This window comes from Rhodopila sp., from assembly GCF_035548095.1.
Classification (GTDB): Bacteria; Pseudomonadota; Alphaproteobacteria; order Acetobacterales; family Acetobacteraceae; genus Rhodopila.
This window is the reverse complement of record NZ_DASZUV010000007.1, coordinates 115,446-129,553: the sequence shown is the minus strand read 5'-3', so window position 1 is coordinate 129,553 and position 14,108 is coordinate 115,446. Positions and strand designations below refer to the sequence as shown.

The window sequence follows — 14,108 nt, the reverse complement described above, 5'->3', positions numbered from 1 at the left end:
GACAAATGTACTGCCTCACGATACCGGCTGACACGATCTTCGCGCTGGGTGCCACGGCGGTCGAGCGGCCATCGCGATCATGTTCCCTTGCTCGATCAAAAGACCCTGTTCCTCCTTTCTTCAGCGCATGAAAGCGTGGCAGGGTCGGGTTGGTCGGAGCGTCGTTTCTCCGTCCCGCCCCTATCCCGGCATCATGTCCCCCCGCCCGCGCGGAAACGCCGCCACCGTCTCTGCCGACAGGTTGAACGTCGCCGCAACCATTTCGGGCGGAGAATGCGCCAGCCAGTCGGCGAACGACACTTCCTCGTAACGGTCAGACCGGAACACCGCCACGAACACCAGGTCTTCCTTCCCCGTGTTCTCGACGTAATGCCCCAGCCCCTTCTTTACGTAGCCCACATCCCCCGGACGGAAATTCGCCGTGTTCGCCTCCGGCCCGGCGTTGAACACCGTCATCCGCCCTTCACCCTTCAGGTAGTACTGCCATTCATCCGCGTTCGGATGCCAATGCATCGTCCGCATCGCCCCTGGCCGCACCGTCGCCAGCCCGGCCGCGACCGTCCTCGATACGGGAAAATTCGTGCTGTCGGCGATCTGCACGTAGCCGCCGGCGGTCTCACCCATCTTCGGCGCATCGTACAGCGAAAACGTGAACGGATAGGCCGGCACGCCCGCCTTCGACGCCATCCGCGCCTTCACCACATCCAGCGGCGGCGGCACCTCGCCCTGGAAAATCCACCGGCTGTGCACCGGAATGTTCCGGAAGGCGTCCGCCGGCACGCCGAAATTCTTCGCCAGTACTTCGGGCGGCGTGTGCGCCATCCAGTCCGTCGCCAGCAGCGTGTTGAACTCCGACGACGCGCCATTGTCGAAGGCCAGCACGAACTGCGCCCCATCCGGCGCCAGCCCCTGCAACGAATGCGGCAGGCCGGCGGGGAAATACCACAGATCGCCCTCCTTCACGTCGGCGACAAACGGCCGTCCCTGTGCGTCCAGCACGGTGATCCGGCAATGGCCATAGGTCATGATCGCCCACTCGGCCTGCTGGTGCCAATGCAGCTCCCTGATGCCGCCGGCCGAAAGCCGCATGTCGACACCGGCAATCTCGGTGGAGATGGCGAAGTCCGCCTGCGTCACCTGCCGGCCCCAGCCGCCATCCTGAATGCGGCGCGGCGCCAGGTTGAAGGAGGCCCAGAACTGCGGCATCGACCCGACATCGGTCGCCGGCGGGCTTTGGAACGCCGGCATCATGTCCGCCAAGCCGCTGTCATGCGGCCCCGGAACGGCCAGCGCCCGCGGGTTGGTGACATTCACCGCGCCCTCCGGCGGCTGGTCGGGGTTGCCGAACCCGGCCGCCCTGGCGACGGTTGCACTGATGGCGGCACCGCCCGCCGCGCCGGCGGCCAAGATGCCGCGCCGTGATACGCCCTTCATCCCACATCCTCCTGATCCCGCGCCCGACAGCGCCGGCATGATGCCCGCAACGAGCTTCGCCGATTGCGTGACAGCCGGCAAAATATCCGCACCCCCCTCTTGTGCGCGGCCACCGGTGCTCCCACCTCCCGCGACATTCGGAACATAACACGAACTTGAGCCCGGTTTTCCTTGCCCGCCAGAAAAACAACGCCCCCGCCCGCATCCTTCCCGGAAGACTACGATCGTCACGCGATCTACGACCTGGATGGTCCCATCGACCCCGGCTTCGTGTCGGAGGCCGTGCGCAGCCTGCTGCGCACCCTGCCGCTGGAAACCGAGGAGCCGCAGCCATGGATCGACCGCCGCATCTGCGCGGCACTTGACGCCCTGGCCGCCCTGCATCCGCGCGATGAGATCGAGGTGATGCTGGCCGTGCAGGCCATTGCCGCGAACCAGGCCGCGATGAATGCCTGGTACCTGGCGATGAACGCGCAGAAGCCGCAGGGCGAGTCCACGCGCCACCTGGCCGCCGCCGCCTCGGCCGCGCGCACCTTCGATACGATGCTGAAGGCGCTGGAACGCCGCCAGGCCAAGCCGCTCGCGGTGCCGGTCGGCCGCCCGCCCAGCCGCACCTGGCCGGAGTCCGAAGCCGGCGCGCTGGTCGAATCCTGGGCCCGCCGCGTCACCGGCATGGCCGCCAACGACGATGATGCGACGGAGACCGGTGACCATCCCGCATCGGCCGCCGGCGATCGTCCCGCGCCGAACGCCGGTGATCGTCCCGCGCCGAGCGCCGGTGATCGTCCCGCGCCGAGCGCCGGCGACGACGACGCGCCAGGTATCGACGACGGCTCCACGCCGAGCACCGGCGGCAACGATGCGCCGAGCACCGGCGACAATGCCGCGCCGCGCACCGGCGACGAAGCCGCGCCAGCTATCGGCAGTCAGCCCGCGGCGGATTGCGCCGGTGTGCCAGCGTCCGCGTCAGGCGAGGCGGTCGCGACGACCGGCGGCGGCGATCCGCGCATGCCGGTCTGGACCGCCACCACGATCGAAATGGCACGAAAAATCCGCGACGAGACGATCTTCCAGGAAGACTACGCGGGCCTCGACGTGGCCAGCATTCCCGGCGTACGGGACGATGGCGGCATCATCGTCCCAGAGGACCCGACGCCGGAGCAGGAAGCCTACATGGCGCGCCGCTACGCGTTGAACATCCGCAAGAAATACCATGAGAACCTGCAGGCCGGCATCAATGAGCTGCCCAAGATCATCGCCCTGCGGCCCGGCGACCTGATCCCCTGACCCGGAACCGATGAGCCGGAACCGGTGACCCGGAACCAGTGACCCGGAACCAGTGACCCCGAACCGGCGCCCCGGCCGGGCATCGGGTGGCGGAGCGCGGTGCGGGCGGCGACGGCGGAACGACGCGGTGCCGACGGGTCTCAGTCAGCCAGGGCCGCGGCTGTCCGCGCAAATCGGCACCGGTTCAACCGGCGCCGGCACCCGAGGATGACAGCCAGGGATCCGTCTCCCACAGCTTCGTCAGCACCGCGCGCTGCGCATCGGCCTCCGCCCGCCACGTCGCCCCATCCTTCCACGCCAAATGATATCCGCTCGGCCGCACCACCTCCTGGAACGCCTCGTCGGCGGCCACGGCGCGCAGGCCATCGGCCAGCCTGGCGACCACATCGATCGGCGTGCCGGCCGGCACGGCGATCCCGCGGCCGATAAAGGCGGAGAGCGGGATACCCGCCTCATTCAGCACCGGCGTGTCCGGCAACAGCCCGAAGCGCCGCCGGGCGGCGACGCCGATCGCGGCCAGGTTGCCGTCGCGGATCGCATCGATCACCTCGGACAGGCCCAGCGCCGCCGCCGAGACGTTGCCGGCCAGCACGGCCTGCGCCGCCGCCGCCGAGGACGGAAAGGTGACGATGCTCAACCGCGTCTGCGCCAAAGCCTGCAGCCGCAACGCGGTCAAATGCGGCGGGCTGCCGGGCGGCGGCGTGGCCAGCGGCACCGCATCCGCATCATCCGCGGCGCGGCGGATGATGTCGGGGACGGAGTCGACGGGATCGCGGGCCGGCGAGACGAAAACCACGGGCTCCCGCTCCACCTGCCCGACCAGCTGCAGCCGCTGCATCAGGTCCGGGTCGCGCCGGTCGATCATCCGCGCGACCAGCCCGGGCGTGGAGACCCAGCCGATGGTCGCGCCGTCGGCCGGTGCCTGGGATAGCGCGGCCAGCATCGTCCAGCCCGCCTCGCCCGGCAGGTTGCGGACCGACAGCGCCATACCCGGCAGGTGCTCACCCAGGCAGGCGGCGGCCCCGCGTCCCGTGCGGTCCACCGCCGAGCCGGCCGGCGAACCGATCAGCAGGGTGACCGCCATGTCCGCGGCCCGCGCGGCCCGCCCTGCACCGATGGCGGCCAGCGCCGACAGCAGCCCGGCGCGCCGCGTGACGGTCACGGCCGGGTCGCGGCCGGTCCCTTGGCGGCGACCGGCGCGGCGTCGCGGCGCAGACGGTGCTCGCCCAGGAACAGCAGGATCGGCGCGGCGATGAAGATGGACGAGGACGTGCCGACGACGATGCCGAACAGCATCACCCAGGCAAAGCCCGAGATCGACTCACCCCCGAACAGCGCCAGCGGCAGGCTGGCCAGGAACACCGTCATGGAGGTGCCCAGGGTCCGGTTCAGCGTCTCATTGATCGACAGGTCGATCAGGTCGCGCAACGGCATGGTCTTGTACTTGCGCAGATTCTCCCGCACCCGGTCATACACCACCACCTTGTCGTTGGTGGAATAGCCCAGGATGGTCAGGATCGCCGCCACCATCACCAGGTCGAACTCGATGCGGGTGATAGCCAGGAAGCCGATCGCCTTGGTGACGTCCAGGATCAGGGTCAGCACGGCGCCGACCGCGAACTGCCACTCGAACCGGAACCAGATGTAAACCAGGATCATGACCAGGCTGATGCCCAGCGCCAGCAGGCCGTTGCGGAACAGCTCCGCCGACACGCTGGCCCCCACCGCGTCGACGCGCTGGATCTTCGCCCCCGGCACACCGGCTTCCAGCGCCGCCCGCACCCTGGTGACCAGCGCCTGCGTCGCCTGCTCATCGTGCGGGGCGCCCAGGCGGATCAGCACGTCATTGTCGCCGCCGAAGCGCTGCACGCCCTGGTCGGGAATATGCTCCTTGCCCAAGGCCGCCCGGATCTGGCCGAAATCCGCCGGGCCGTTGGTCTGCACCTCGACCAGCACGCCGCCCGAGAAGTCGATGCCCAGGTTCAGGCCGGGATGGAAGAACAGCACCACGGATGCGATGGACAGGACCGCCGAGACGATCAGCCCCATGAAGCGCCCGCGCATGAACCGGATGCGCGTGTTGTCGGGGACCAGGCGAAGCGTCGGTCGGAAGAACATGATCGGCCTCCTCAGACCGGCAGGACCTTGGGACGCGCGGCGATATACCAGCGCGACACCATGAGCCGCGTGAGCATCCAGTTGGTGAACAGCGTCGTGGCGATGCCGACCGTGATGGTCACGGCAAAGCCACGCACCGGGCCGGAACCGAACACGAACAGCATCACATGCGCCAGGAAGGCGGTCGCGTTGCTGTCGAAAATGGTGCTGTAGGCGCGCTTGAACCCGTGCTCCAGCGCCGCCAGCGGCGGCCGGCCGGCCCTTTGCTCCTCCCGGATGCGCTCATTCACCAGAATGTTCGCATCCACCGCCATGCCCAGGGTCAGCAGGATGCCGGCCATGCCGGGCAAGGTCAGCGTCGCCTCCAGCAGCGACATGATGGCCAGCATCAGGACCAGGTTCACGATCAGCGCAAGGTTCGCGAACCAGCCGAACAGGCCATAGAAAACCCCCATGAAAGCGACCACCAGCAGGAACCCGATCGCCAGCGAGATCGCCCCCGCGCGGATGCTGTCGGCCCCCAGCTCCGGCCCCACGCTGCGCTGCTCCACCACCGTCAGCGGGGCCGGCAGCGCGCCGGCCCGCAACAGCACCGCCAGGTCGTTGGCCGAGGCCGCGGTGAACGACCCGCTGATCTGGCCGCGCCCGCCGGTGATCGGCTCCCGGATCACCGGCGCCGAGATCACCTTGTCATCCAGCACGATCGCGAAACGGTGGTTCACATTGGCCCGCGTCACGTCGGCGAACCGGCGCGCGCCATTGGAATTGAAGGTGAAGTTGACCACCCACTCCCCGGTTTCCGGGTTGGTGCCGGCCCGAGCGTCCGTCAGGTCGGCGCCGTCGACGTCAATGCGCTTGCGGACGGCCAGCTTCTCACCCGGCCGGTCCTGCATCGGCAGGAAGTCGTCACCGGGCGGCGGCGGACCGCCGGCCGAGGCATTCGCGGTCTCATCGACCAGGCGGAACGTCATGTGCGCGGTCTTGCCGATCAACTGCTTGATCCGGTCCGGATCGCCGATGCCGGGCAACTGCACGACGATCCGGTTGCTGCCCTGCTGGGTGATCTGCGGGTCCACCACACCGGTCTCATCGATACGGCGCCGCACGATCTCGATCGACTGCTGAATCGCCCCCGAGGCCCGTTGCGCCAGCGCCGCCGGCGACAAGGTCATGGTGATGGTGCCGTCCGGCGTGGAGGCAATGGTCATGTCCGGCTGGCCGGTGTTGGCGTCCGGGCTGATCAACGGCTTCAGCGCCGTCACCGCCGCGTCGGTCCTGGTCGCGTCCCGCAACCGCAGCAGAACGCGGTTCTGGTCCGGCTGAGCCTCCAGGCTGGAATAGAAAATACCCGCGGTGCGCAGGGACTGCCGCACGCTGTCCACCAGACTCTCCAGCCGCTCCTTCGTCACCGCGGCCATGTCGACCTCCAGCAGCAGGTAGCTGCCGCCCCGCAGGTCGAGCCCCAGATGCACCGTCCGCCACGGCAGCCAGGCGGCCGGCGCGGAAAACAGGTTCGGGATGCCCAGCAAAACCCCCAGCAGACACACCGCCAGAATGGCGGCCGTCTTCATCCTGCTGAAATACATCATGCTTGCTTGCGCCAGGCTCCCGAACTCCGGCGGCGGTCCTATGCGCTGTCCCGCCGGGTGTCCAGTGTTTGTGGGGGTGCGTGGGAAGAAGACGCAGGGGCGCCGCCCCTGCGCCCCGCCAAGGGCGTAACGCCCTTGGAACCCGTTTATTGGGGGGATCCAGAGGGGCGTGCCCCTTTGCGGGGGGCCAGGGGGCAGCGCCCCCTGGGGGTCTCTCTCCTCACCCCCCACCCTCATCGGAAACCGGGCGGGACAGCGGGTGGTGCGTCTCGACGATGCGGCGCAGGCGGTCGGTCTGGACGTGGGTGTAGATCTGAACGGTGGAGATGTCGGCGTGGCCCAGCAGGGTTTGCAGGCTGCGCAGGTCGGCGCCATGGGCCAGCATATGGGACGCGAAGGCGTGGCGCAGCACGTGCGGCGAGACTCGCGCAGGATCCAGGCCGGCCTCGGCGGCCACCTGTTTCAGCAGCAGGAAGAAGGCCTGGCGGGTGAGTGGCTGGCGCGGGTCGCGGCCGGGGAACAGATAGCGGCTGGCCACGTCGGTGGCGGCCAGCAGGGCGGAGGCGGCCGTGTGGGCGCGGGCCGACAGCGGCACCATGCGTTCCTTGTCGCCCTTGCCGCGGATGATGATGGCCGGGCGTTCGCGGCTGAACGCGTCGCGTGGCAGCGCCAGCAGTTCCGACACCCGCATCCCGGTGGCGTAGAGGATCTCCAGCGCCGCTTCCGCCAGCGCACCCGTGCGGCCCGGCTTGCGCCGAGCGGCGTCCAGCAGCGCGTCCACCTCCTGCTCCGACAGCAGCTTGGGCAGCGGGCGCGGCAGTTTCGGGGCGTCGAGATGGCCGGTCGGATCATCGGTCCGCGCGCCTTCCCGCAGCAGGAACAGGTGGAACTGCCGCAGCGCCGACAGCCTGCGGGCGGCGGTGCGGGCCGACAGGCCGCGCGCGTGCAGGGAAGCCATGTAGGCCTGGCAGGTCCCCGCGTCAGCCGCGGCCACGCCCTGGCCGCGGGCGGCCGCGAAGTCGGCGAAGTCGGTCAGGTCCAGCGTATAGGAGGCGATGGTGTTGCGCGCCGCGCCGCGCTCCACCACCAGCATTTCCAGGAAGGCGTCGACCCGCGAGTCCATGGCGTCTCCTGACAGGGTGCCTCCTGGCGCCGGGCGCCTCCGGGGTGGCCGTCTTCCGAACCGGCCGCCGCGTCAGTGGCTGGAGAACTTGTCGTTCGGCACGACCTTTTCGACCGGGTGCGGCTGCGGGTTGGGCGGAAAGGCGCCCAGGATCAGCGCACCGCCGACCAGGATGATCAAGCCGGCCCCGACCACAGCCACGAAAATCCGAAACATCGCCACTCCTGAACCCGCACCCGGATCGGCAGTGATTCGCGGGCAATCGCCTGCTCCGGGGTCGGTGTGCTAACGTCCCCGACCATGACACGCAACACCGCTCTACGGGAGACGATCCCCCTTCCCGACACGATGGCCGGGCGCAGCATCGTGCTGGTCGGCCTGATGGGTGCCGGGAAGACCTCCATCGGCCGCCGCCTTGCCGCCCGTCTGGGCCTGCCATTCCGCGACGCCGACCAGGAGATCGAGCTGGCGGCCGGCTGCACGATTCCCGAGTTGTTCTCCCGATACGGTGAGCCGGCGTTCCGGGATGGGGAGCGTCGGGTGATCCGCCGGCTGCTGGCCGGCGACCCGATGGTGCTGGCCTATGGCGGCGGCGCCTTCATGGACCCGCAGACGCGGGAGGCGACGCGGGCCGAGGCGGTGTCGGTCTGGCTGCGCTGCGGCCTGCAGACCCTGGTCCGGCGGGTCGCCAGCCGCGACAACCGCCCGCTGCTGGCCGGGCGGGACCATGAGGACACGCTGCGGAACCTGATGGACCGGCGCTACCCGGTCTATGCCGAGGCCGATGTCATCGTCGATTGCGGCGATGAGCATCCGGACCACACCACCGCGCAGGTCCTGAATGCGCTGATGGAATGGCGCCCCGCCCGGCGGCTGCATGTGGTGCTGCCCAGCACGAGCTATGACGTGGTGATCGGGGAGAACCTGCTGAGTCGCGCGGGCGCGCTGCTGGCGCCCCGGCTGCAGCAGAAGCGGGCGGTGGTGGTCAGCGACCGGACGGTGGCCGACCTGCATCTGCCGACGCTGCTGGCGGGGCTGGAGGAAACGGCGTTCACCGCCTCCTCCATCATCGTCAGGCCGGGCGAGGCAACGAAGACCCTGGACACCTATCTGGATGTCGTCGACCAGTTGCTGGAGTCGCGGGTGGAGCGGCGGACGGCGGTGATCGCGCTGGGCGGCGGCGTGGTCGGCGACCTGGCCGGGTTCGCGGCGGCGACGACCCTGCGCGGCCTGCCCTTCGTGCAGATTCCGACGACGCTGCTGTCGCAGGTGGATTCCTCGGTGGGCGGCAAGACCGGGGTGAACACGCGGCGGGGCAAGAACCTGGTCGGCGCCTTCTACCAGCCGCGCATGGTGCTGGCGGATACCGGCACGCTGGCCACCCTGCCGCCGCGGGAGTTGCGGGCGGGCTACGCCGAGATCGCCAAGGCCGGGCTGATCGGCGATGCCGCGTTCTTCGCGTGGTGCGAGCGGCACGGGCCGGGCGTGGTCGCCGGCGATCGGGAGGCGCAGGCCGAGGCGATCAAGCGCGCCTGTGCCTTCAAGGCGGCGGTGGTGGGCGACGATGAGCGTGAGGAGAAGCCGAATGACGGCCGTGCCCTACTGAACCTCGGCCATACCTTCGGCCACGCGCTGGAGGCCGAGTATGGCTATGATGGCGGGCTGCTGCATGGCGAGGGCGTCGCGATCGGCCTGGGCCTCGCGTTCAAGCTGTCCGCTCGGCTGGGACTGTGTCCGCAGACAGATGCCGAACGGGTGATCGCGCATGTCTCGGGGGTGGGTCTGCCGGCGGACCTGTCGATGCTGAACCGCCGGTTCTCGGCGTCGACGCTGATCGGGCATATGCGGCGGGACAAGAAGATGCGTGACGGGGCGCTGCATTTCGTGCTGACGCGCGGGATCGGGCAGGCCTTCACCAGCGCCGATGTACCGCCGGACGCGGTGACCGAGCTGCTGCGCGATGAGGGGTGCGAGGCGTAGGGACAGACCGGCTACACCGACTGGCCTCCGACAACACTCCTGCTGCTGGATATCGTGGAACGGCTGCGCGGGCATGGCCATGGCATCCGCGCTCCAACCTGCGTCCCGCCCTCGACAGTTTACAGTCAGGCCATCGCCGCCCGCCAGTCCTCTGCATGATATCCGCAATGCCATTCCGACACCGTATATGGTCGGTTGCACGCGGGAGGCCGTGGCGTCCATGCCCGGCATGGTCGTTCGGACTATCACCCGGATTCCGCGGGGATAGTTGCCGCACACGATCCGCAATCCGGCTGCGCCGAGACCTGGCCGACGCATTGGTGCGATTCCAATCTCGGCGGGGCTGACCATCCCGCCAGAATGGGCAACCTCAATAATGGTCGGCAGGAGAGCCAGCATATGATTGTTTCTATATCGTTATAGCGCGTCCAGCTGACCATCCGCGACCTGGCGGTGCGCCGCGACCTACGTCGTTGGGCCGCGGCAAGGTCCGGGATCAACGACTTTGGCCGATCAAGACGGAACTGAAACAGGCTGCGGATCGATCAGGAGGACCGGACCGATGATACATATCGTCCAATATATATCGTCTCCGGAAGTGTGGACGAGCGCCCGAAAATGAGCAAACCTCAGGGTATGACCGAACGGACGCCGTTCCGTCTTGATACCCGCTGCCCACGATCCCCACGCCCTGCGGTGTAGTGACACCAGCAACCAGCCCGAAATGGACGAATATGCCCCAGCGTCAGCCTGACAACGCCGGCGGCCCGGTCGGCATGGTCAATTCGGGCATGGTCAATTGCGGAGCCGCCACCTATGCAGATCCTGATCACTTTCAGGTGAGCATCCGGGCCGCCGACGTCGACCTCGTCGTGACGGCCGGCGGCCGGTTCGAGGGATCGCTCACACGCATCGATTTTAAAAGCTTGTGGTTGCAAAAAGGAATCGAAACGCTACCGAGAATCGCTCGGATTGGATTTGCGCGTAATCGTGCCGTGCTTTTCTTCTCATCCGACCACCGCCATGGATTCTTTAGTGATGGGGCGGAAGTGCGGCCTGATCATCTGGTCCTGTACGAACCCGGCCAGCAAACACATCAAAGGTCAGTGGATGGCCTGGGCTGGAGTGCCCTATCGCTGACTTCAAGCACTCTTGCCGCGTTGGCAGAGGACGTAGGCCTCATCGTTCGCATTCCGGTGGGCGGTAAGCACGTCATTCCGTCACCAACCGAGTTACAGCGGCTTCGACGCTTGCATGCCTTGGCCGCGGGGCGGGCGCGCAGCGATCCCGATGTGTTGTTTCATCCGAGCACATGCCACGCCTTGGAACAGCATCTGCTGTCCCTGTTCCTGCGCTGCACGTCGCTCAAGGAGGAAAATCCGCGCGGTGCCGCCTGGCGCAAACGCACCAGGCATCTACGACAGCTGGATGAGTTACTACGGGAAGACCCTGAAAAGCCGTTCTATATGCTGGAGATTTGCCAGAAATTAGGGATCAGCGAGCGCGCCCTGCAGCTTTGTTGCCAGGACCATCTTGGGATGAGCCCATCGCGCTATCTGCGCCTTCGAAGGCTGCATCTCGCACGGCGCGCATTGCAATACGAAACATCCGCCGTCGTGCGTGTCTCCGACATTGCCGCGCGTTTCGGCTTCTGGGAATTTGGCCGGTTCGCCGTGGAATACCGGCGGCATTTCGGTGAATCGCCATCCACGACGCTTCGCCGGCCCGCCACTGAGCCGGCGCCGATGCCATTGGAATTTTCGGAATTTGCATAGGAGGTTCCGGCCGCGGCAAGCTAGCATCGACGACATTCCACGGGCCTCACGAACATGTTTAGCGCCGGCGGTTGAAAAGACCGCGATTGGGAATGTTTCAAATGGGCGTGATGGATACAGTCCGGCTGGAATGTTGCTAGGAGGAACACAGTGTCCAACAACAAACGTTCTGGTATCCGGCGCTCCGATTTTCTGAAGGGGGCGGCGGCCATTGGGCTTGCGGCGGGCCTGCCTGGAAGTATCCCGGCCGCTTCAGCGCAGGACGCACCGCCGCTCTCCGGCGGCGGCGGGGCATCCCCCAAGCCCGCGACAGCCGCCACGAAAGGCATTAACGATCTTTACCGGCAAGGTCTTCATTTCAACGATACGCGGGATTTCGCCGACGCGCGCCGCGGTCTGATCGCCTCGCTGCCCGACCCGGTGGTGATCCGCAATAGCGATGGCGTGCCGGTATGGGACGCGACAAGCTACGAATTCATCAAGGTCACTGAAACCGAGGACGCGCCGGACACGGTGAACCCGAGCCTGTGGCGGATGGCGAAGCTGAACATGATCCATGGCTTGTTCGAAGTCGTGGATGGCATCTGGCAAGTCCGGGGCTACGATCTTTCGGTGATGAGCATCATCCGGACGAACACCGGATACATCGTCATCGATCCCCTGATTTCGGAAGAAGTCAGCAAGACCGTCTGGCAGCAGCTCGTGATTCCGAAACTGGGCAACAAGCCGGTCGTGGCGGTGATCTACACACATAGTCACGTGGACCATTATGGCGGTGTGCGCAGCCTCGTGACGCGGGCGGACCTGGATGCCGGGAAGGTCAAGGTGCTTGCGCCGGACGATTTTACCCAGGCCGCGGTGGGGGAGAACATCATCGCCGGCAATGCGATGAGCCGCCGCGCCAGCTACATGTACGGTAATCTGATCGGCAAGAGCCCCACTGGACAGGTCGACGGGGGGCTGGGCAAGACAACGTCGACAGGCACGATCGGCATCGTGGTACCCACCGACCTCGCGACGAAGACCGGGCAGACCATCACGATCGATGGCATCGACCTTCACGTGATCATGGCGCCCGAATCGGAGGCGCCGGCCGAGTTCATGTTCTACGTGCCGAAGTACAAGGCGTTCTGCGCGGCCGAGGATGTGACGCATACGCTGCACAACCTCTACACGCTGCGCGGCGCCAAGGTTCGCGATGGATTGCTGTGGTCGAAATACCTGCAACAGGTCCTGGACATGTTCGGCGGCGAAATGCAGGTCCTGTTCGCATCCCATCACTGGCCGACCTGGGGCAATGAGCGGGTGGTTGCCCTGGTCAAGTCACAGCGCGACATGTATCGGTTCCTGCACGATCAGACGATGCGCATGGCCAATAGCGGCATGACTCCACGCGAGATCGGGGATAAGATCAGGCTGCCGCCGACGCTCGCTGTGCAGTGGGCATGTCGTAGCTATTATGGCAGTGTCTATCACGACGCCGTCGCGCAGTACAACCTGCGGCTTGGCTTCTTCGATGGCGTTCCCGCTAATCTGCACAGGCACACACCGGTCGACTCCGGGCGGCGTTATGTCGCCTTCATGGGCGGCGCGGACAATGTCCTACGCCAAGCAAGACAATCATATGACGAAGGCGATTATCGGTGGGTCGCCGAAGTCGTCAATCACGTGGTCTTCGCCGATCCGGATAATACCGCGGCAAAAAACCTTCTGGCCGATGCCTATGAACAGCTGGGTTACCAGGCTGAATCGGGGCCTTGGCGCAACTTCTACCTCACCGGCGCGCTGGAGCTGCGCCGTGGGGTTACGAAGCTGCCAGTTCCCAACACCGCGAGCCCTGACACGATCAGAGCAATGCCGATCGAGATGTTCTTTGATTTCCTCGGCGTGCGACTGAACGGGGATCGCGCCGCCGACCTGACAGTGGCGTTCAATCTTGAGCTGACCGACACCAAGGAGAAATATGTCCTGGGCGTCGAGAATGCGGCCATTCATTACTCCAAGGACCGCTCCGACCCCGATGCCGACGCGTCTATCGTCACCACCCGCGATGCTCTCAATGACGTCATGCTCGGCACCGCGACGATGGAAAAACAAATCGTCGCGGGCAAGGCCAAGCTGACCGGCGATCCGAAGAAACTCTCCAACTTTGTCTCATGCCTCGATACCTTCGATTTCTGGTTTAATATCGTAACCTCTTGAACGAGCGCATCCTGTGTGCACGATCTGCGACCTTCGGATCGAGTTCAGCGTCGATCATCCGGACGGCTTGTCCGTCGCGGTCGAAACGAGGCGAGCCATCGATGCCGGCCTGCTGTCCGAACCGGGCGGTGAGGATGACGCGCTGGATGGCATCAGGCTACGGCTCGATGCCGTCGAGACGTTGCGGGCGGTGCGGCAGAGACTGGAGTGGACGCAACGCCTGGAGGATTTCCTGGCGCTGCCGGACTTCTTCGTCCTGCTGATCGAAAGCCGGACCTGGGCTTTCTTCCGCCCCACGCCCAGCGGATTCGATCCGAATTGCCAGGTGGTCCCACCCAACCTTTCGGCGCGCGATCCACGTGACAGGGACGCCGTCCTGGTCAGTTCCGAGCTCACGATGCGCGAGATTGCGGCGGGCCGTCTGTCGTTCGATCGGGCCTTGGCGGAAAAGCTCGTGATCTTGGACACCGACCCGCCACGATACGCTTCTCTGCTCTCGACCTGGAATGCCGCTTATCCCAGGGTCGGGTTCAGCCGCTTCGTTTGCGCGTAGGCGACAGGATCCCGTCTCCGTACGTCCGCCACGACCGCCGACGCGAT

The 14,108-nt window shown here is 66.6% G+C and carries 11 protein-coding genes; 5 read left to right on the top strand and 6 right to left on the bottom strand.

Annotation, left to right across the window (positions count from 1 at the left end):
• Positions 1 to 180: 180 nt before the first annotated feature.
• Entirely contained in the window at positions 181 to 1,434 is a 1,254-nt protein-coding gene (locus VHC04_RS08105; RefSeq protein WP_325679876.1) for a cupin domain-containing protein, read from the bottom strand.
• A 171-nt stretch (positions 1,435 to 1,605) separates the two neighbouring features.
• On the opposite strand from VHC04_RS08105, the gene VHC04_RS08100 reads away from it, so the two are divergent.
• Positions 1,606 to 2,721: a hypothetical protein gene (locus VHC04_RS08100; protein ID WP_325679874.1), complete on the top strand. Its 1,116-nt coding sequence runs from the start codon at positions 1,606 to 1,608 to the stop codon at positions 2,719 to 2,721.
• 184 nt (positions 2,722 to 2,905) lie between these two features.
• Here VHC04_RS08100 and VHC04_RS08095 read toward each other — a convergent pair whose 3' ends face one another.
• The 5 genes from VHC04_RS08095 to VHC04_RS08075 all read right to left on the bottom strand — a co-directional run bounded on the left by VHC04_RS08095 (position 2,906) and on the right by VHC04_RS08075 (position 7,767).
• Positions 2,906 to 3,883 carry a tripartite tricarboxylate transporter substrate binding protein gene (locus VHC04_RS08095; RefSeq protein ID WP_325679872.1) on the bottom strand — a complete coding sequence of 326 codons (978 nt, stop codon included), beginning with the start codon at positions 3,881 to 3,883 and terminating at the stop codon, positions 2,906 to 2,908.
• Positions 3,880 to 4,839, bottom strand: coding sequence for a protein translocase subunit SecF (gene secF, locus VHC04_RS08090; RefSeq protein WP_325679870.1), 960 nt, complete (start codon positions 4,837 to 4,839; stop codon positions 3,880 to 3,882). The genes VHC04_RS08095 and secF overlap by 4 nt, the downstream gene beginning before the upstream one ends.
• 11 nt (positions 4,840 to 4,850) lie before the next feature.
• On the bottom strand, positions 4,851 to 6,428 hold the full coding sequence (gene secD / locus VHC04_RS08085; protein ID WP_325679868.1) for a protein translocase subunit SecD: 1,578 nt from the start codon (positions 6,426 to 6,428) through the stop codon (positions 4,851 to 4,853).
• 220 nt (positions 6,429 to 6,648) lie between these two features.
• Positions 6,649 to 7,551: a site-specific tyrosine recombinase XerD gene (locus tag VHC04_RS08080; protein ID WP_325679865.1), complete on the bottom strand. Its 903-nt coding sequence runs from the start codon at positions 7,549 to 7,551 to the stop codon at positions 6,649 to 6,651.
• Positions 7,552 to 7,623: 72 nt separating this feature from the next.
• The gene (locus tag VHC04_RS08075) at positions 7,624 to 7,767 is read right to left on the bottom strand and encodes a hypothetical protein (RefSeq protein WP_325679863.1); all 144 of its coding nucleotides are present in this window, start codon (positions 7,765 to 7,767) and stop codon (positions 7,624 to 7,626) included.
• Between the two features lie 84 nt (positions 7,768 to 7,851).
• Between VHC04_RS08075 and aroB the strand changes: the two genes are divergently transcribed.
• The 4 genes from aroB (at position 7,852) to VHC04_RS08055 (ending at position 14,061) form a co-directional block, all read left to right on the top strand.
• Positions 7,852 to 9,531 carry a 3-dehydroquinate synthase gene (gene aroB / locus VHC04_RS08070; protein ID WP_325679861.1) on the top strand — a complete coding sequence of 560 codons (1,680 nt, stop codon included), beginning with the start codon at positions 7,852 to 7,854 and terminating at the stop codon, positions 9,529 to 9,531.
• Between the two features lie 734 nt (positions 9,532 to 10,265).
• Positions 10,266 to 11,306 carry an AraC family transcriptional regulator gene (locus VHC04_RS08065; protein WP_325679859.1) on the top strand — a complete coding sequence of 347 codons (1,041 nt, stop codon included), beginning with the start codon at positions 10,266 to 10,268 and terminating at the stop codon, positions 11,304 to 11,306.
• 150 nt (positions 11,307 to 11,456) lie between these two features.
• Positions 11,457 to 13,508: an alkyl/aryl-sulfatase gene (locus VHC04_RS08060; protein ID WP_325679857.1), complete on the top strand. Its 2,052-nt coding sequence runs from the start codon at positions 11,457 to 11,459 to the stop codon at positions 13,506 to 13,508.
• A 13-nt stretch (positions 13,509 to 13,521) separates the two neighbouring features.
• Positions 13,522 to 14,061: a hypothetical protein gene (locus tag VHC04_RS08055; protein ID WP_325679855.1), complete on the top strand. Its 540-nt coding sequence runs from the start codon at positions 13,522 to 13,524 to the stop codon at positions 14,059 to 14,061.
• The last annotated feature ends 47 nt before the right edge of the window (positions 14,062 to 14,108 follow it).

Bases quoted from the DNA above. Each gene is read 5' to 3' on its own strand.
- VHC04_RS08065 (WP_325679859.1), top strand. From the start codon at position 10,266: ATGCCCCAGCGTCAGCCTGACAACGCCGGCGGCCCGGTCGGCATGGTC.
- VHC04_RS08080 (WP_325679865.1), bottom strand. From the start codon at position 7,551: ATGGACTCGCGGGTCGACGCCTTCCTGGAAATGCTGGTGGTGGAGCGC.
- aroB (WP_325679861.1), top strand. From the start codon at position 7,852: ATGACACGCAACACCGCTCTACGGGAGACGATCCCCCTTCCCGACACG.
- VHC04_RS08075 (WP_325679863.1), bottom strand. From the start codon at position 7,767: ATGTTTCGGATTTTCGTGGCTGTGGTCGGGGCCGGCTTGATCATCCTG.
- secF (WP_325679870.1), bottom strand. From the start codon at position 4,839: ATGTTCTTCCGACCGACGCTTCGCCTGGTCCCCGACAACACGCGCATC.
- VHC04_RS08105 (WP_325679876.1), bottom strand. From the start codon at position 1,434: ATGAAGGGCGTATCACGGCGCGGCATCTTGGCCGCCGGCGCGGCGGGC.
- secD (WP_325679868.1), bottom strand. From the start codon at position 6,428: ATGATGTATTTCAGCAGGATGAAGACGGCCGCCATTCTGGCGGTGTGT.